The sequence below is a fragment of the Paenibacillus marchantiae genome, assembly GCF_028771845.1.
Classification (GTDB): domain Bacteria; phylum Bacillota; class Bacilli; order Paenibacillales; family Paenibacillaceae; genus Paenibacillus; species Paenibacillus marchantiae.
Map to the genome: position 1 here is coordinate 1,081,700 of NZ_CP118270.1, position 17,489 is coordinate 1,099,188.

Annotated in this window: 18 protein-coding genes; 4 read left to right on the plus strand and 14 right to left on the minus strand. The window is 47.8% G+C overall.

Annotated elements, in window-relative coordinates; all coding sequences use genetic code 11:
• The first annotated feature begins 320 nt into the window (after positions 1-320).
• Complete coding sequence (locus PTQ21_RS04880) at positions 321-725, plus strand: HNH endonuclease (protein WP_274570446.1); 405 nt, start codon at positions 321-323, stop codon at positions 723-725.
• Between the two features lie 3 nt (positions 726-728).
• Complete coding sequence (locus PTQ21_RS04885) at positions 729-1,169, plus strand: hypothetical protein (protein WP_274569023.1); 441 nt, start codon at positions 729-731, stop codon at positions 1,167-1,169.
• A gap of 142 nt (positions 1,170-1,311) precedes the next feature.
• Here PTQ21_RS04885 and PTQ21_RS04890 read toward each other — a convergent pair whose 3' ends face one another.
• From PTQ21_RS04890 to PTQ21_RS04900, 3 genes are all read right to left on the minus strand, one after another.
• The gene (locus PTQ21_RS04890) at positions 1,312-1,500 is read right to left on the minus strand and encodes an alpha/beta fold hydrolase (RefSeq protein WP_053781983.1); all 189 of its coding nucleotides are present in this window, start codon (positions 1,498-1,500) and stop codon (positions 1,312-1,314) included.
• Positions 1,501-1,725: 225 nt separating this feature from the next.
• Positions 1,726-2,316 carry a YdeI/OmpD-associated family protein gene (locus PTQ21_RS04895; RefSeq protein ID WP_274569025.1) on the minus strand — a complete coding sequence of 197 codons (591 nt, stop codon included), beginning with the start codon at positions 2,314-2,316 and terminating at the stop codon, positions 1,726-1,728.
• A complete protein-coding gene (locus PTQ21_RS04900) occupies positions 2,292-3,233 on the minus strand; it encodes an alpha/beta fold hydrolase (RefSeq protein ID WP_076133036.1) in 942 nt (313 codons plus the stop codon). The genes PTQ21_RS04895 and PTQ21_RS04900 overlap by 25 nt, the downstream gene beginning before the upstream one ends.
• A gap of 99 nt (positions 3,234-3,332) precedes the next feature.
• Between PTQ21_RS04900 and PTQ21_RS04905 the strand changes: the two genes are divergently transcribed.
• Complete coding sequence (locus tag PTQ21_RS04905; protein WP_274569028.1) at positions 3,333-4,244, plus strand: helix-turn-helix transcriptional regulator; 912 nt, start codon at positions 3,333-3,335, stop codon at positions 4,242-4,244.
• A gap of 44 nt (positions 4,245-4,288) precedes the next feature.
• Here PTQ21_RS04905 and rlmH read toward each other — a convergent pair whose 3' ends face one another.
• From rlmH to PTQ21_RS04925, 4 genes are all read right to left on the minus strand, one after another.
• Positions 4,289-4,768 (minus strand): 23S rRNA (pseudouridine(1915)-N(3))-methyltransferase RlmH, encoded by a 480-nt coding sequence (gene rlmH / locus PTQ21_RS04910; RefSeq protein WP_072733920.1) that lies wholly within the window; start codon positions 4,766-4,768, stop codon positions 4,289-4,291.
• Positions 4,769-5,064: 296 nt separating this feature from the next.
• A complete protein-coding gene (locus PTQ21_RS04915) occupies positions 5,065-5,232 on the minus strand; it encodes a CxxH/CxxC protein (protein ID WP_063870633.1) in 168 nt (55 codons plus the stop codon).
• A 324-nt stretch (positions 5,233-5,556) separates the two neighbouring features.
• Entirely contained in the window at positions 5,557-6,078 is a 522-nt protein-coding gene (locus PTQ21_RS04920; RefSeq protein ID WP_274569030.1) for a hypothetical protein, read from the minus strand.
• A 299-nt stretch (positions 6,079-6,377) separates the two neighbouring features.
• Positions 6,378-7,655, minus strand: coding sequence for a S1C family serine protease (locus PTQ21_RS04925; RefSeq protein WP_274569031.1), 1,278 nt, complete (start codon positions 7,653-7,655; stop codon positions 6,378-6,380).
• Between the two features lie 737 nt (positions 7,656-8,392).
• Here PTQ21_RS04925 and PTQ21_RS04930 point away from each other — a divergent pair.
• Positions 8,393-8,605, plus strand: a complete 213-nt coding sequence (locus PTQ21_RS04930; protein WP_053781978.1) for a hypothetical protein — start codon at positions 8,393-8,395, stop codon at positions 8,603-8,605.
• Here PTQ21_RS04930 and PTQ21_RS04935 read toward each other — a convergent pair.
• The 7 genes from PTQ21_RS04935 to PTQ21_RS04965 all read right to left on the minus strand — a co-directional run bounded on the left by PTQ21_RS04935 (position 8,574) and on the right by PTQ21_RS04965 (position 17,430).
• Entirely contained in the window at positions 8,574-9,380 is an 807-nt protein-coding gene (locus tag PTQ21_RS04935; RefSeq protein WP_062327768.1) for an MBL fold metallo-hydrolase, read from the minus strand. The two genes, PTQ21_RS04930 and PTQ21_RS04935, sit on opposite strands and share 32 nt — an antisense overlap.
• Positions 9,381-9,386: 6 nt before the next feature.
• Positions 9,387-10,130, minus strand: a complete 744-nt coding sequence (yycI, locus tag PTQ21_RS04940) for a two-component system regulatory protein YycI (protein WP_090809390.1) — start codon at positions 10,128-10,130, stop codon at positions 9,387-9,389.
• 275 nt (positions 10,131-10,405) lie between these two features.
• The gene (locus PTQ21_RS04945) at positions 10,406-11,686 is read right to left on the minus strand and encodes a YycH family regulatory protein (protein WP_274569032.1); all 1,281 of its coding nucleotides are present in this window, start codon (positions 11,684-11,686) and stop codon (positions 10,406-10,408) included.
• A complete protein-coding gene (walK, locus tag PTQ21_RS04950; RefSeq protein WP_063567364.1) occupies positions 11,670-13,520 on the minus strand; it encodes a cell wall metabolism sensor histidine kinase WalK in 1,851 nt (616 codons plus the stop codon). The genes PTQ21_RS04945 and walK overlap by 17 nt, the downstream gene beginning before the upstream one ends.
• A complete protein-coding gene (yycF, locus tag PTQ21_RS04955; RefSeq protein ID WP_062327757.1) occupies positions 13,520-14,242 on the minus strand; it encodes a response regulator YycF in 723 nt (240 codons plus the stop codon). The genes walK and yycF overlap by 1 nt, the downstream gene beginning before the upstream one ends.
• A gap of 263 nt (positions 14,243-14,505) precedes the next feature.
• Positions 14,506-16,038, minus strand: a complete 1,533-nt coding sequence (locus tag PTQ21_RS04960; RefSeq protein ID WP_063567365.1) for a peptidoglycan DD-metalloendopeptidase family protein — start codon at positions 16,036-16,038, stop codon at positions 14,506-14,508.
• 606 nt (positions 16,039-16,644) lie between these two features.
• Entirely contained in the window at positions 16,645-17,430 is a 786-nt protein-coding gene (locus tag PTQ21_RS04965; RefSeq protein ID WP_072733924.1) for a dermokine domain-containing protein, read from the minus strand.
• Positions 17,431-17,489: the final 59 nt, after the last annotated feature.

Consider the following 17,489-nt stretch of genomic DNA (forward strand, 5'->3'; position numbering starts at 1 on the left):
CACGATCGCTATTATACCGTTTACCGTATAATAGCTAAGTACAAAGCCACTCCAGAAAAATGGAGTGGCTTCTTTATTTCTTATTATTTAGATTGTCACCAGATTTTATCTCACTCTTTAGCACTTTGAAGTACGAATGCAGTAACATTTCAGCATTAGTGTCATCATTAATGCTTTTGAAGTAATTCCACAGCAACATTTTCTCTGAATCAATTTGAATGAATTCAAGTTCCATCTCTCAGAAATCCATTCATTGAGGACACCTCTTACAAAATGATGACCTAGAAATACTACTGACTTACAATGCCGAATTTAGAGGCATATACAACTATTACAAGCTGGATAGCTTCAAGCACATTATGGAATACAGCATGTACAAGACGTTCGCCAATAAGTATAAAACTAGCGTTAGGAAAATCAACGCTAAGTTTAGAATTAACGGTCATATTGGAGTCAGATTCGACACAAAAAAGGGGTCGAAAGTTGCCTTCTTCTATAGTTCAGGTTTTAAAAAGGGGCAATCGGAGGAGTCCGATCCGAAAGTGGATCTCCTTGCAGATTACAAAAGGAATTATATCTATAATCGGACAAAACTCGTTGACCGCCTTCTATCCAGCAAATGTGAATGGTGTGAAATGGAGGGCGTGTCCCTTCAAATGCATCACGTAAGAAAGCTCAAGGATTTGAAGCTGCGTTATCTTACAAGACAATATGAGTCTCTTTAAAAGATGTGTGTACAAACTAAACTACAATTCCAAGCTGTTTTAGATCAGGTTTTCCCTGCTTACAAAGGTGTCTTTGGAGCTATGTATTCCGGTATTTCATTACAGTTTTTAAGTGAATTCCCAACCTCATATTCAGTACTACAGACGGATGAAAACACACTCAAATCTAAGATGAAAGAACTGCTTTCTTCAAAACGGGGGCGTTCAGAGGACTGGATTAACCAACGGGTGCAATGGCTGCTAGTTGCGGCAAAACAGAACCCATTTCAGCAAACCATGTATGCAAGCCACTTAATCAATTTGAAAGTCCTTATTACCCTCATTCTTCAGTACCAAGAGCATCTTACTGGATTGGAACAGAACATAGAGCGATGCTTTTCTCTCCGCCTGTTCAATTATTGCAGTATTTCTGCTTTGTTAGTTATACGCCTTTTCCTTGCGTGAAGTAAAAAACAAACGGCACGGGGCTTTCCCATGCCGTTTTGAATTCCATTTTTATTCCCGTTCTTACCTTTGAGCTTAACTTAATGACATTGCCTGTTTGGGTGTCCTTATTGTTTTTCTAAGTTTTGCTTGCTAAGCGACTCTATTCAGCATCATTCTGCTCTTCCAGCCATCTCAAAATCGCTTGGTTTGTTTCTTCCGGCTTTTCTTGCTGGATCCAATGACCGCAATCCAGATTGACCACTTCCGCATTAGGCACGAACTTTGTCAGGTTTTCAGACCTCTGGACCGTATCCCGGTCACCATAGATCATGAGGGTCGGCTGTACCATAAAAATGAAGGGGGTTGCGATTTTGGATGAGCTGTTTCATCCCTTCTTCATTTAGCGATTTGATTTATGCCTCGCATTTAAAACGTTCTGACTTTTGATGAGAATTAAACCCTAATTGATTGAGAAATACAGTAGCTCCTCTCTCCTAAAGATCAGGGAAACATTAGACCCAGATTTATGCAGTAACAAAAATCCTTTTAACGATTCTTTTGTTATTTATATTTCCTATTCTGTAATATATTTTTTGCAATGTTGAAATTTTAGCCCTTCTTCAGATGAAGCGATCAATATTCCAAGCCTTCTTAATCGTGTTTCTTCTTTCTTGGCGCTCATTACCCACCAGATAGAATCTCTTTTATAGGATGGTGATAAATTAGTGAAGAATAGCCATGCTGTTTGATTTGCCTTGATTTGTTCTTCATATTCTTTGGCAAGTTCCACGTTTCTTTGTTCAGAGGAATAGCCTTGTGCATCGGTTCTGTTGTTAAAGACGCGCATTCCTTCTGGTCTCATCTTTCCAAGCTGTATTAGTGCTTTTACCTTCTTTACGTTCACAGCACTCCATACACTATTTACTTTGCGCGGAGTAAAGCGAATCTTATAGCTTTGTTTATCAATGGTTTTTCGTATACCGTCAATCCACCCAAAACAAAGAGCAGCATCTACTGATGTAGACCAAGTAAGGCTTGCACGCCCTGTACTTATCCCAAAATAGCCCACCCAAATTTCACTAGCTTCAGCATGATATTCTTCTAACCAATCGTTAAACTCTTCTTGGTTGTTGAAAAAAACTACATCTCCCATTGTTCCAGCCATTTTAAAATCGCTTGGTTTGTTTCTTCCGGCTTTTCTTCCTGGATCCAATGACCGCAATCCAGATTGACCACTTCCACATTGGGCACGAACTTTGTCAGGTTTTCAGACTTCGCAACCACATCCCGGTCGCCGTAGATCATGAGGGTCGGCTGCTGGATGATTGGGTTCACTTTCGCCAATAAGCGCCAGTTGCGGTCAAGGTTCCTGTACCAATTTATGCTGCCCGTGAACCCTGATGTTTCAAAAGCGGAGACGTAAACGGCCAGCTCGCTTTCGCTCAATACGGGCTCACCGAGCGGTGTTTCTGCTCTGGCGAGATTGATCAACGCCATACCTGGCTCAGGTGCTCTGAGAGGCTCGTTCTTCCGGTACAGGTTGCGAAGGAACCTGTATGTATTGTCTTCGAATACGGCGTCCGCGACGCCTGGCTGTCGATTGAAGTGGACGAAATAGAAATCGCCGCCAAGTATTTCTTCCATGAACTCGATCCAGGGTTTTTCTCCGCGCTCTTGGTAAGGCAAGCTCAGATTTATCACTTTATTGACGCGGTTTGGATGCAACAAGGTCAGTCCCCAAACGACGAATGCACCCCAGTCATGACCGACAAAGGTAGCGTCCTCGTATCCATAGTGATCGAGAAGCGCGATGAGATCACCCGACAAGTGTTCAATGTCATAGTCTGTTACTTCGGTCGGACGGGATGAGTTGCCGTAACCCCGCTGGTTGGGGACGATGACATGGTAGCCCGCTGCGGCAAGTGCGTCCATCTGATGGCGCCAAGAAAAGGCATGCTCTGGCCAGCCGTGGCAGAGTACAATAGGTTTTCCTGCGTTTTCTCGGCCTGCTTCAAACACTTCGAGTTCCACACCGTTGGCTGAAATAAGGGTGGGCTTGGGAAAATCGGTTGGATTAAACATTGAATTAAAACCTCCTTCTTGTGATACTTGTAGTATAATGGATAAAAGGTGACATCTAGGTGTCACCTTTCTGAAATCATGTAAAAAAAGAGGGCAATTATGGACAAAGTGGAGAGACTCATTTCGATTATCATGATATTGCTGAAAAAAGAGGTTGTTTCTACAACGGAATTCTCACAACTATTCAATGTCTCCAAAAGAACGATCCTTCGCGATATGGAAACATTGAGCTTATCGAACATCCCGATCTACTCTGTCAATGGGGTCAAAGGGGGCTACGGCATAATGGACGAATACAAGGTTGATAAACGCCTTTTAAGCAGCTCCGATTTACAGAATATATTAACTGCGCTCGGCGGATTGGAACAAATCCTCCGTGCTGAAGAAGTTGAAAGAACGATAAAAAAAATAGAGGCAATGGTTAGTCCATTGTCTCTAAATCGTTCCATTCAACTGTCGTTTTATGATTGGGAAGGTCGGTCCGAGATTCTTGAAACTTTAAAGACATGTCAAGAATCCATTTTAAAAAAGAGGCTGGTTTCGTTTGATTATACAGATAAGGACGGGGCTGTAACGAATAGAATGGTCGAGCCCTATGAGCTGCATTTTAGCGAATCGAGTTGGTACTTGAAAGGATTCTGTTTACATCGACAGGGATATCGAACTTTCAAGTTATCTCGGATCGATCATATTACTATGGATGAACGCGCGTTTCATCCTAGAGACGATTGGTCAAAGCAAGTACACGAAGCAAATTATCTACCTGAATTCGTCACGATTAAGGCCTGGATATCGCCTAGCATAAAAGATCAAATCATCGAAAGGTATGGTCGAAGAAGTATTGAAGACCATAGTTCTGGATTTTTATTAGCAACCATTTATGTCCCACAAAATCGTATGGGATTTCAACTTTTAGCAAGCTTCGGCACTCATCTAAAAGTTGTAGAGCCCAAAACCTATGTTGAAGACTTTCGAAATTATTTATATCAAATGATGGAGAACTATTCCTGATATATTTAGCATTAAAGCTTCAACCTTCAACTCAACTTTTCGCCCTATTTATGATACGGTTCATTCCGATTGATCTTCACTGCGCGATAAATCTGCTCCACCAGCACCAGCCGCATGAGCTGATGCGGCAGGGTCATGCGCCCGAAGCTCAAGCGCTGCTTCGCGCGGCGCAGCACCTCATCGGAGAGCCCATGGCTTCCTCCGATGACAAACACGACATGGCTCGTCCCATAGGTGCCGAGCTTGTCGATCTCTGTTGCCAGCTCCTCGGAACTCCAGAGCTGGCCGTCCAATGCGAGCGCAACCACATGCGCCTCGCTCTTCACATGCGCGAGGATGCGTTCACCCTCGCGCTCCTTCACCGCCCGCACCTCAGCTTCGCTCAGGGTGTCGGGCGCCTTTTCGTCTGCGACCTCGATCATCTGAAACTTGATGTACGGGGCGAGCCGCTTGGCATATTCCTGAATGCCCAGCGTCAAATATTTTTCCTTCAGTTTGCCTACACCAATAATCTGAATCAACATGAAGATTCATTCCTCCTAATCGTCCTGCGAAATAATCTATAAGTAAGATGCTTCAATACATCGTTTGTATCAATATTAAAAGCTAACGAACTCCACACACCTTATCTAGCCCCATTTCGGCTCCTTTAAAATCTAAAGAATCTGAGAAACGCTATTTCAGGCAAAACACGCCAAAAACACAAAAAGAGCGCTCCGACACGCTCTCTTTGCTTCTTGCCTGTGATGTTCATACCGGATGGCAGGCGAGCGAGTGCATCCATGACAGACGCACCAACTGCGGATGCCTACACAGTACGCTAGACGACTAGATACTCGGCCTTTTGTTCGCACTCGGCGCACTTCGCAGGCGGGTCCCAATCGGCAAATTCCGTCTCCTTCAGATCAACGATATCTGGAGCGTCCTCATACTCATCAACAAACATGTCGATGGCGATGTCCACGTGTTCTTTGCATACAACGTACATCCGTTCAAGCATCCTTTCTGTATCCAGCTATGCTCCCGATTCACAACCGCTTATCCATACAGGATAGCCACTTCTCTGTTCTATCACACCTGCAGCGGAAAAGAAACCCCTAGCCCCCATTTATCGTGTCCAACTTCCACCAGTCCTCTCATTTCAGCACAAAAAAAACAAAAAAGCGTCACTTCTCGACACCCCGTTGGCATCCCAAAGTAACACTTCTCCCAATTCCGAATCTATCCCACTCATTCGTTACTATTCAGATTACCGCACATATGAAAGCCATCGTCCTATTGTATTCGAATCCATACTCAATGGATATCGGTCTTACTCCAGCCCCGACTGCGCTTTCGTCAGCAGCTTGCCACCTTGAAACGCAATAACCGCATTGGCTCCCGAACCCCCGGTGCCCTTATAATTGTAGACCACCATATTTTCTGCTTCGCTCAATGCCTCGCCTTCGCCACCAAGGATATCGATAACTTCCTCTACCGCCATGCCAACCTCTAGCTTTTCATACTGGGCAAACGTAATCAGCACCCCATCTCCCTTTCCAGCCGATCCGTTGTTTCCCGAGCCAACAGGTGCTTTACCTCCAGGCTCATTCACCGCAATCACGGTGGTGCTCAGCTCCTCCAGCTTTTTCTCCAGATCCGCGATCTTCTTGTTCTGTTGACTATTCTTCTCGCTCTGGTCCGCAAGTTTCTTCTCCAGACCTGTAATCTGCTCCTGTAAACCACTAACATCAGCAGTCCCTGACGGGGACACCTCAGAAGTACATGCGGACAAAACAAACAGTGCAGATACCAGACTTGTTCCCCCCACCATGGTTTTCGTCAACCGTTTCATTGAATTAACCCCTTCCACTCCAGATTGAGAATACAGATCGACAAACAGATGTTACTCGCACAGCCGCCCATCACCAACACATTCCCAACAGTTTACCATAACTGGAACCCTTTATAACAGAGACTTTGGCTCTGGTCCTAACCTATCATTGGGAAACGACAAAATCCCCACTGTAACCTCATGAATGTGGTTTATATGTAAATCAAGATTAGTGCAATAAAAAAGAGCGGATCAACAAGTTGATCGACTCTCCTTTATTACCCTATTTCTGTGTGCCATGTACATGAAAGCAATTCCCTTTACTCCGGTTTATCCGTGAGCTTCACCGACACCTTCTCGGCGTTGCCATCCCGGTAAAAGGTGATTTCAATCGTATCGCCGATCTTCTTCTTATCGTACAGATATTTCCGCAGATCAAGCGTAGAGGTAATTTTTTGCCCATCAAATTCCGTAATGACGTCATTCAGCTTCATGCCCGCATCGGATGCCGGACCGGACGCTTCCAACACGACCACACCGCTATCTACGTGGGATGGGAGCTTCAGGTCTTTACGCTGCTCGTCATCCAGTGGGGCGTACGGATTACTCAGATCGACGGTATATACGCCCAGATATGGACGAGATACTTTGCCATTCAGCAGCAGGGAATCCACCGTTTTCATCACTTCGTTCATCGGAATCGCAAAGCCGAGGCCTTCAACGCCTGTATCCGAGATCTTCATCGTGTTGATGCCGACCAGTTTGCCGTTCAGATCGGCCAGTGCCCCGCCACTGTTGCCTTCGTTAATCGCCGCATCCGTCTGGATCACGTTTTGTTCCCAGTCATACACACCGTCCTGATTAATGGATACCGGCAGAATCCGATCTGTGTAACTGACAATACCGGATGTCAGCGTACCGCCCAGACCGAGCGGATTCCCGATCGCCAGCACCGTTTGACCGCGCTGAAGTTTGCTGGAATCACCAAGCTCTGCGGCTGGACCGATGCCCTTATCATCTTGCACAGACAATACCGCAATGTCACTAACCCGGTCTTTGCCCACCAGCTTCGCTTTATGCGTTTCCCCGTCCACCGTAACAATCTCCAGATCACTCGCACCTTCCACGACGTGATGGTTGGTCATGATGTAGGCTTTGCCATCTTCCTTTTTGAAAATGACCCCTGATCCCAGCGCAGAATCTTCCATCGACAGGCTGCTGCCCGTTTTATGGTTCACGATGCTCACCACGGAAGGGCGAACCTTCGCAGCTGCCTGGATAATCCGGTCGTACGGATCAGCCGCCTGCGCTGTCTGTGTACCGTCTCCGCCGTTCCCTGCAGCGTTCGCTAGAGGTAATGATGCAGGCTGCATAATAAAGCTGAACAGCGTAACGGTCACGATGGAGCTGATTACCGAACTGATCACGGCTACCTTGACCGTGGAGCTAAAACCCGAGCGTGACTTGCGTGGATTCTGCCAGCGGTCCCGTCCCCTGCCCCTGCCTCCAGGGCGAATGATCTGAAGTTTACCTTTCTGTTCAGGTTCGGCGCGTCTTGATACTTTGGTTGAATAAAAATCGTCTCCAAACAATCCCATCGTGATCCTCTCCCCTTCGTTGTCACGCATCAAGACCCTGACTGCCGCCCGATCGTTGTCGCATGGCCAACGACTGTGTCCTTACGTTACCCCACTCCGGCCACAGCCGAGCTTCCGATCGCTGTTACTCACAAATTTTATTAATTACCCTCTAAATAAGGTGAAAATTTGTTCATAAAGGCGAACGCTTCGCTTCTCCAGCTTCGTTCTGTGTCCTCCGTTACGCGTGTACCGTAAATACCAACTCATTCTTCCATGCGTTCCTGCATAAAAACTCGTTTTGCATATCGCTGCCATTCCCGCTAACTCGGAATGAAGCGTCTATGTACAACAGAACGGACATCCCATTCTGCTTGTGACTCTATCAGAAATGCTCTCGCATTCTACGACATGCCTTTTTGCGCGCAAAACAGCCTCTACTATAAAAGCTCCTTATATACTAAACACGCCAAATCTTAAAAAGTTGCATATTTACGAAGATTAACGGAAATTTCCGCTATAACGCGCTTAACAATAAAGGTCCCTAGTATCTATCACCACAAAATCCAGTTGGCTAAGCGCAATTTTGCCTATTCCCGTGAACTTTTTCATCTTCTTAAGCAAAATGCAGTCCCTGGTTCAGCATACACGTCCCTTACGTGTAATTATAGCGGCAAAAAGAGGAATGTTTTCCATCAAGCCTGACTACAATAATAGTAAAAGACAATTCGAAGCTTCATAGAAGGAGGATTCACATTATGGATCGCACGCGTACACTCACAGCCATGGATGAAGTTCATATGGCGGCCAAGCTGGCCGATCTCAAGGAAGAGCATTACCGCAACACCCTTGCCCTAAGCACGATTATTGAACTGCTCGTCGACAAAGGCATTCTGACCCGCGAAGAAGTAGAGCGCAAAGCTACCGAACTCGACAGCTTTATGGCTCACCCACCCTATCCCATGGCGTAGGCCGATCATAATACGTATCACAGAGCTTGAACTCATGATCCCGATAAAAGCAACCACGGCTCTCCATCGCATCACGCACGGTCATTTTCGCCAAGTCCATCATATTATGATCCCGGCTCAAATGTGCCAGATACGTGCGCTTGATGCGTCCGTTCATCAGTTCACTAAGCGCAGCTCCCGCCGCTTCGTTCGACAAATGCCCAATGTCGCTCAGAATGCGGCGCTTGGTGTTCCATGGATACCGCCCCATGCGCAGCAATTCGACATCATGATTCGCCTCCAGCACAAGTACATCCGAATCCGAGATCGCATCGCGAACCTTGTCGCTCATATATCCGAGATCCGTCGCAACGGACAGCTTCTCACTGCCATCATCGAATGTGTACCCTACCGGTTCCGCTGCATCATGGGAGATGCCGAAGGATTCCACGCGAAGGGAGCCAAAATCATGCTTTTCACCGGTCTCAAATACCCTCCGGTTTTCCTCTGGAATCGCCCCAACGGACTTCTCCAGTGCCGCCCACGTATTCGTATTTGCATAGATTGGTAAATTATATTTCCGAGACATCGCGCCTAGTCCTTTAATGTGATCGGAATGTTCATGTGTAACCAGAATCCCGTCCAGCTCCGTTCCCGAAATCTCCCGTTCCAGAAACAATGCCTCCAGCCGCTTCGCACTGAGACCTGCATCAATCATGAGGGATGTGCCCCCATGCTGTATAACCGTGGCATTCCCTGTCGAACCGCTGGATAACACGGTAAAATAAATCCCCATAACGCATTACTCCCCTGGTTTGTCTGTCTTGGGACTGAATACATCCCCACTGATGCCCTGCACGTACAACACTTCGCCACTTTCCAGCACGAACCGCCATGCCGGCATCGCCACCTGCATATCTGAATTGAACAACTGGCCGTAATAGCCCAACTGAATATCTTTGACAATCGCATCATTTGGCAAAAAGTTCTCGATCAGCGTACCCAGCGCCTTCGACGCCGGAAGCACCTGCTGATCGCTTTCCTCCGCTGTCGTAATCCGCACCGGAGTCTGACGATAACCCGTAATTTTCTGATCGCTGTAGAATAACTCCAGACTAACATTGAAGAGCGGCCATTTGCCATCCACCAACGGATGAAGCACAAATGCCCCATCCTCCGCCATCAGCTGATCCCATCGATACGTACCGATCTGGGGAATCTCGTTCTGTAGTGCATCCTCCAGCTCGCTTTGCGAGAAGATTAGCTTGCTGTCAACGGTGTTTTCCAGTTCAACATCAATGCCTGTCTTGTTATCTTCAATGAACTCATACGACAGCTTCGGCAGCTTCGGCGTCTCATTCGGAATAGGAGCCAGCACCTGAATGCCCTTCTCCTCCATCGCCTGCTGTGTATTATCTGCCAGTGAGGTGAAGTCCAGATTGGCTCCGGCCGTCTCCCGCGCATCCATCCAGATCTGGTATCCCAGCACCAGATTGAGCAGCAGGAAGGCATAGATCAACACATTTTTCGCCCGTCCCCAATCCAAAACATCCACCTCCATCATTAGACTTCTTGAAATACTTTCTAAAGTTGCCCAACCTGCCACCGCTACTTTAGTCTTTTATAGACTTTGAACATAAAACTCCACGATAACGAGGGGGGCAGAAAAAACCTGGAGAAACGTAGTGCTCGCCTTTATTCTCGGATTTCTCCCTTTAACTAAAGGGAATCAATGAAATCTGGGAATAACAGCGATCGGAAGGTTGTTCTGACCGCGGAGTGGATAGTGCAGCCCACCTTATGTTTAATGACTATAACCCATCAAGAAACGGTGGTCTCCTCCCCGTTTCCAAATCGAATTACCCACACCGGTATCAGCTTCAGTCCATCCTCAATGCTGGATGGACGGTAAGCCGGATACACGTCTACGACCTTACGATTAGTACCCGCCACCTTCTGGATGAGCGCCTTCAGCTTGTCCCCACCGGGCAGGGTGACCGATTTCTTCGTCTCCGCGCCTTCGTTCAGATATTCGAGCGAACGTTCATAGCTGGATACCGTCTCCTGCTGCATCTCCATGCTGATCGTGCCGAACCGGAACTGCATCGAGTCCATAATCGGGAAGCTGCTGTAATATTGCTGGAACTGAAGTTTCGTCTTTGTATCGGTTGTATCCAGCATCATGCGCGAACGACCTTTCCAGCCGCCATGCTGATTCACAAAATCAACCGCGGACAGCGCATCCTTCGCTGCATCAATCTGTCCCGCAGGCGGCGCCGCTGGATCGGTGTAGCTAATCCAGCGCTGTTCTTGCTTCACTTGCAGACTGCGCTTGCTGTCTGTATAGATCTCCGATCCATCTTTTTCCCGAATGTTTCGGGTCATGCTTGGATCAAAGAATAGGCTGCGCTGCATTTGTTCGACAGTGAACTGGCCTGTAGGCACGTCAGCCTCAATCGTTTCCAGTGCTTCAGCCGGGATATAATATCCGCCGTCCATCAGCGTATAAGGTGTCCAGCTGCTGCCGAAGTCGACATGCTGCTGCACGTCCTGTACTGTCAGATCCGCCTGCGTCGCCTCGTAGACCACATCGCCTTTGGAACTGAAGAACAGTGCGTGAGCCTTTGTTTCATTTTTGGCCGTATAAATCGAGATTCGGTTAATCGTTTCCCCTTGGAAGAGGGAGTCTGTCCCGAGCCGCATCACACGCTGTAACAACGCTACAGGGATGCCTTCCTTGAACGACAGTTCAAAGCCAGGATTCTCCTTACGAATCTGATCCCAATGGACCGATTGCACACTCCGACGCTGGAAATCATCAAACGTACGCCCCTGCAACCGTGAATAAATCAACTGATAGAACGTATTGCCCGGATAAAACACCGTATGTTTGTCCTCTCCCAGATGAATAACCATCTGATCCGGGAAAATTAAATCTTCAATATTGCGCTCCTGGCCCATATTCTCGGTTTTCACATAGTTCGTCTCTGACGTCACAATCGAATCGCCCCCACCGGGCAAACGATAGATTAAGAAGTAACTTTGTACCAAACTGGCAACGACGAGGGAAGCAAGCACCAGCGATTTAATCCGCTCTTTCAAGGTGCTCACCTCCTTCCTCACGCATGGGCAGTGTGAACGTTACCGTTGTCCCCACGTCCACCTCGGACTCCAGTGAGATATTGCCGTCATGGGCCTTCACAATTTCCCGGGCAATGGACAATCCAAGCCCTGTGCCGCCCATACTGCGGGAACGAGCCTTGTCTACCCGATAAAACCGTTCAAAAATGCGGTCCAGATCCCGCTGTGGAATCCCCATCCCCGTATCGGTCACTGATATGGCGAGAGTATGATCATCATTGCGTCTGGCTGCGATTGTAATCGTGCCACCTTCAAGCGTGTATTTCAGCGCATTGGACACAACATTATCAAGCACCTGATCAATTTGGTCGCGATCCAATGGAACCGCTGGAATCCCGTTCTCTACAGAAAGCACAGATTGAATATCCTTCTGATGCATCTGAAACGAAAAACGATCCGACACTTCTTCCAACATCTCCATGATGTCGGTTGGCTGTTTGCGCAGCATCGCTTCCTTGGAATCGAGCCTGGACAGATGCAGCAAATCCGTAACCAAGCGAATCATACGCTCCGTCTCATTCTGGATTACTCCAACGAATCTCCCAGCGAGCTGCGGATCTTCCAGAGCTCCATCATCCAGCGCTTCTGCGTAGCTCTTGATGGTGGTCAACGGTGTACGCAGCTCATGAGAGACATTCGCCACGAATTCACGCCGTGAAGCTTCCAGTTCTTCCTGCTCCGTAACGTCCTGAAGCACAGCGATCGTACCTGTAATGCCTAGCTCCCGGCGATGAACCGGTGTAAACGTCATGCGGATGACAACGGGATCTTCCTGTCCCGCAGGCGCAATCTGAAGCAGCGTCGAACCCGTAAATCCACTCGCTAACGCTTCCGCATCTTCCGGATCAATGCCCAGCAATACCGCAAAATGCCTTCCTTCAATGTCCGCCGGACGCATGCCCAGAATGCTGCTGGCACGGCGGTTCACCAGAATGACTTTGCCATATTCGTCCGTGGCCACCACGCCATCACTCATGTTGGTCAGAATGGACGTGAGCTTCTCCTTCTCCTCTTCGTTCTGGGAGAGTGCATCCCGGAGCCTGCTCGTCATATAGTTAAATGCCCGGCTAAGCTGTCCAATCTCATCCGTTCCGAATACAGGGGTCTGCTGATCAAAGTTTCCTTCTGCGACCGCCGTCGCCCTTCGGGTAACCTCCTTGATCGGCTGCGTTATCGTATGTGACAGAATGACACCAAGCACTGCGGTTAATACCAAGGCAATCAAAATGCCGGAGATAAAAATCTTGTTAATGCCCTCCATTGTGGCATATAACTCATTCATCGAGGCGGCGATGTAGACCGCGCCGATAATCTTGCCGCCGGACAGCACCGGCTTGGCAACGACCTTTTTGCGAACATTATCCTCGTCCACGATATATTCCTCATTGTCCCGAATGCCTTGAAGCGCACGGCTGACAACGGTCTGGGTGTTTTTGCGTCCAACATAGTCTGAATGGGAACTTAGCGAGGTGGTCAGCACTTTGCCACTGGCATCCAGCACCTGAATCTCGGCGCCGTTAATGTTGAACAGGTTGTTTACCAACACACGCAGGTTTTCCGTTTTGTCCTCGCCAGCCTCGGCTTCTCCACCAGCCATCGTCTCTCCCACAAGCACAGACAGCATCTCAGCCCGTGCCTGCAAATCCTCAGTGAAGTTGCTGGTCAGCGAGTTCTTCATCGCACTCACAAAATAAACGCCGATCAATTGCATCGCAATCAGAATCAGCAGTACATAGATAATAATCAGTTTCGCCTGAATCGTTCGAAAGAACGAAAATCGCGAGAAACGCCCCATTATATCCCCACGCTTTTGGGACTGCGCACGAGATAACCCAGCCCGCGGCGAGTCAGAATCGTTTCTGGTTTGCTCGGGTTCTCCTCAATCTTCTCACGCAGACGACGAATCGTAACATCAACGGTACGTACATCCCCGAAATATTCATATCCCCATACAGCTTGCAGCAGATGTTCACGTGTCATTACCTTGCCGGAATGCTTCGCCATATAATAGAGAAGTTCGTACTCACGGTGAGTCAGATCCAGCGGTTCGCCGCCTTTGTAAGCTGTATACATGTCCATATCAAACGCCAGATCAAATAAACGCATGACCTGTTTCTCTTCGTCTTCCGGCGCTTCAGCCGTAATGGCAGGCTTCTGCCGTCTGCGCATCTGTGCTTTCACCCGGGCGAGCAGCTCGCGCGTACTGAAAGGCTTCGTCACGTAATCATCCGCACCTAGCTCCAAACCGAGCACCTTGTCGATCTCCCCATCCTTTGCGGTCAGCATAATGATCGGCATCTCCAGATGGGCACGCACCTCGCGGCACACATCCATACCATCCTTACCTGGCAGCATCAGGTCCAGCAGCATCAGATCCGGCTTCTCGGATAACGCCAATTCAACCGCACGAATGCCATCAAATGCGCAGATGACCTCGTACCCCTCTTTTTCCAAATTAAACTTCAGAATGTCCGCAATGGGCTGTTCATCGTCCACCACCAAAATCTTCCCCTGCATCGGCTGTCTTCACCCCTATATCCTGCTTAATCCGCCTTAGCGGTCTATCTCTCTTAATCAACTTATATAAATTGTGTTTCCTACGTTTTCATTGAATATAGTTCATATCATATGGCTTGTTGCCTATAGTCTATAGTTTAACATACCTGAAGCACCGTCACATCCCGATCAGGGCCAATGTGCAGCCCAAACTGAAAAATTTTTACAGCAGCAAAAAACAAGGCCAGCATCAACTGCCAACCTTGCCCTGGATTGCGATATAACTAGTTCAAGTATGTCAACGGATTTTCCACCGTTCCGTTCTTGATAATCTCGAAATGCAGATGCGTTCCGGTCGAACGGCCCGTGTTGCCCATTACGCCGATGCTCTCACCTTTTTCAACGACTTGTCCAACCTTAACACCAATGCTGTTCAAGTGCCCATAAAGTGTTTCGTATCCATTACGATGGTTAATAATAATAACATTGCCATAACCACTCTTCTGTCCTGCAAAAGTAATCACGCCCTCATCAGACGCTTTCACGTCACGGTTACCGACAAGATCGACACCTTTGTGCTGGCGACCCCAGCGTTGTCCAAAGCTGCTGCTCATCGTAGCGTTCGATACCGGCCAAGCAAATTCACCTGTACCTTCACCGACCACTTTGGTTCCACTCAGAACTACTTCAGTAACCGCTGATTTGATGACTTCCTGGCCAAGCCATTCTTCCTGAACGACTTCACCATTTTCCTTCGTTATCCGATATTGCATGCTTTTTAGACCGCTTTGACCTGGACGCACCACTTTGGTTGTGCCTGCTTTGAGCTCAGCACTTTTGCGTACTTCCACTTGTGGTTTAATCTCAATCTGTTCAACCACCTGCTCTACCGATTTAACAGTAACGGCTGGTTTTGGCACCGTCAGTGTAAGCTCGTCCCCAATTTGCAGCGACGTTTCTTTGATGCCCGGATTATGTTTGCGAATCTCACTTTGCGTAATTTCGTATTTGGCAGCAATGGAAGAGATCGTATCTCCTTCACGCACGACATAAGTTACAGGCGCGTCTTTACCAACGGTTAAAGCTTCAACCGCCTCGGATACATCCCATATTTTGTTTGGATCAGCCTTCACCACATCTGTCGCTACATCTTCCTTGATGCCCACCGACTTCAGCGTAGTACTCGGCCCCTCGGCTTTCTTCGATGAGTTTGCCGATACCGACTTCGTCTTGAGCGAACTGCGCACAGCCGATGCCGATATGTACTTGTTCTGCACTTGTTCCAGAATCGCGTCTGCTGTTGCCTGATCCTTCACAATGCCGATTACTTCACCGTCTACCTTGAGCTCTACACCCTTGGCATAGGCGGTAAGCATGTCGCCGAGCTTGTCCAGCGTCTCATCGCTGTTCACTACGGGTTTGTATGCTTTAATGGTTTCGGTCGTGATGCCATCTGTGTTCAGCACCATTTCCGCTTCTGGATATTTATTTTGGAATTCCTCAGTTTTGTCTGCAAATAATTTCTGTAATTGCGTCTCATCCGTGATGGTGCCAATCTCATTTCCTTTAACCATCACTTTATAATATGGGACGGTGTTTGCAGCAACGTATTGTTTGCCTGCGAATCCGATCGATGCAGCGATAAATAAACCACATGCTGCTGTAATGATCCATTTGCGCGAGGCCAGAACGCGCTTTTTATTACTACTGAAGTTGGACATGCTCATGTTGTTTTTGTCTTCGGCCGTCCGGTGTTCCCCGGATTGTTCGTGTTCCCGGTTCTTGCCCGGTTGGCGTATGCCTCTGAAACCTTTCATGATTCTCTCCTTTTCAGCACTTCTCAGTTCGCATTTCTGTCAAGACATCACCCACTGTGTCTGTCCCATGCTTGTCGATATTTGTATTCGGGTGTCCGCAAATCAGGACTTTAGCTGCGCTCGTAAAAGTGTCAAAATTTTAACCTTTTATCACACCCGTATACTTTAACACAGGTTTTACACTCATTTCAACTGTACACGTCATAGCGCAAAGCCGCGCCACGCTTGGTTTTCCTGTATTATCCATAAGATGGCAGAGCAGAACTCTTCCCCATAACGCCTCTACTTCAGGTATACTATGTACTTTTGATCATTTTTTAAGACTAGGTTCTAAGACCCACTGAAATGTGTTTTCTTTTTCATAAAAATACAAACTGAAATCCCTCGCCAGATCATCTCTGGTGAGGGATTTCGTTAAACTCTTGCTATAGAGTGCCTCATATTGGCTGGATTGTATGCTAACCAATTTCTGCTTTTATTTCATTGCCCGAATGGCCTCATAAATTAAATTTCTCTGATTTACCGCTCAGGATTCGATCTTTCGATTCCTTTATGAATATTCAGCAAAGGGTCGCAGATTTACGGATTTCCCTATATGAACTTAGTTTATTCCGCCTGAAGGACTTCCATTAGATTATCGTATTCTTCGCTCGTCAGATACTTGGAGATCACCTGCTCAATATCCCGCAGCTCCTGCTCAGTCAGGCCGCCTTCCATGGCGCCTGAGATTTGCTGCATCTCTTTCTGGGGCAGCTTGTTCATCAGCAGACTGAAAATCTTTTCTTTTTCCTCCAACGGCAGCTTGTCCTTCTTGCCTGTGATGTCATCCGGAGATACTACAATCTCATCATTCCCTGAAGAAGGCGTGCCATTGGAATTCGTACCTGATCCGTTGCCCGATGCTGTACTGTTGCCAGGCGTTGTCCCAGAATCGCTACCCGCATTTGTGCCAGCATCTGCGTCTGTTCCCGTGCCTGAGCTGCCCCCTGGGCTAGATCCCGTAGCAGAAGAATCCGTTCCTGAGCCTGCTCCTTGACCATCGTCTGTTCCCGTACCCTGTTCAGAGCTGTTGCCTGTATTCGCGCCTGTTTCTCCACTTTCTGTTCCATTGCCCATGACAGATATCGCATCTTCTGGAACGTGTTCCTCCTCCGCTCCTGCCGGCTGATCTGTCGTGCCCGTTCCTGGCTTCTTCTCTTCACCGGACTTACCACCTAATGCACCCTGAAACATGGCCGTTAACCCCATGGGCTGGCCTTCCCACTGAATATTGAAACTCGCCAGCAGCGATTTTACATATGACTGAACGATTAATCCGGTTGTCAGCAGGGTCAGTGAACTGACCAGCATCACGGTAAGCAATATTTTAATGAACCATTGAAGCAACTTCATTCCCGTTCTCTCCCTCCGTTTTCCGACCCCATATCACATTCGATGTTTCAGGATCTATG

Excerpts from the sequence above, each read along its gene's own strand:
- PTQ21_RS04885 (WP_274569023.1), top strand. The coding sequence starts at position 729 with ATGTGTGTACAAACTAAACTACAATTCCAAGCTGTTTTAGATCAGGTT.
- PTQ21_RS04890 (WP_053781983.1), bottom strand. The coding sequence starts at position 1,500 with ATGGTACAGCCGACCCTCATGATCTATGGTGACCGGGATACGGTCCAG.
- PTQ21_RS04895 (WP_274569025.1), bottom strand. The coding sequence starts at position 2,316 with ATGGCTGGAACAATGGGAGATGTAGTTTTTTTCAACAACCAAGAAGAG.
- PTQ21_RS04935 (WP_062327768.1), bottom strand. The coding sequence starts at position 9,380 with ATGGGGATTTATTTTACCGTGTTATCCAGCGGTTCGACAGGGAATGCC.
- PTQ21_RS04925 (WP_274569031.1), bottom strand. The coding sequence starts at position 7,655 with ATGGGATTGTTTGGAGACGATTTTTATTCAACCAAAGTATCAAGACGC.
- yycF (WP_062327757.1), bottom strand. The coding sequence starts at position 14,242 with ATGCAGGGGAAGATTTTGGTGGTGGACGATGAACAGCCCATTGCGGAC.
- rlmH (WP_072733920.1), bottom strand. The coding sequence starts at position 4,768 with ATGTTGATTCAGATTATTGGTGTAGGCAAACTGAAGGAAAAATATTTG.
- PTQ21_RS04930 (WP_053781978.1), top strand. The coding sequence starts at position 8,393 with ATGGATCGCACGCGTACACTCACAGCCATGGATGAAGTTCATATGGCG.
- PTQ21_RS04915 (WP_063870633.1), bottom strand. The coding sequence starts at position 5,232 with ATGTACGTTGTATGCAAAGAACACGTGGACATCGCCATCGACATGTTT.
- PTQ21_RS04960 (WP_063567365.1), bottom strand. The coding sequence starts at position 16,038 with ATGAAAGGTTTCAGAGGCATACGCCAACCGGGCAAGAACCGGGAACAC.
- PTQ21_RS04905 (WP_274569028.1), top strand. The coding sequence starts at position 3,333 with ATGGACAAAGTGGAGAGACTCATTTCGATTATCATGATATTGCTGAAA.
- PTQ21_RS04965 (WP_072733924.1), bottom strand. The coding sequence starts at position 17,430 with ATGAAGTTGCTTCAATGGTTCATTAAAATATTGCTTACCGTGATGCTG.
- PTQ21_RS04920 (WP_274569030.1), bottom strand. The coding sequence starts at position 6,078 with ATGAAACGGTTGACGAAAACCATGGTGGGGGGAACAAGTCTGGTATCT.
- walK (WP_063567364.1), bottom strand. The coding sequence starts at position 13,520 with ATGGGGCGTTTCTCGCGATTTTCGTTCTTTCGAACGATTCAGGCGAAA.
- PTQ21_RS04900 (WP_076133036.1), bottom strand. The coding sequence starts at position 3,233 with ATGTTTAATCCAACCGATTTTCCCAAGCCCACCCTTATTTCAGCCAAC.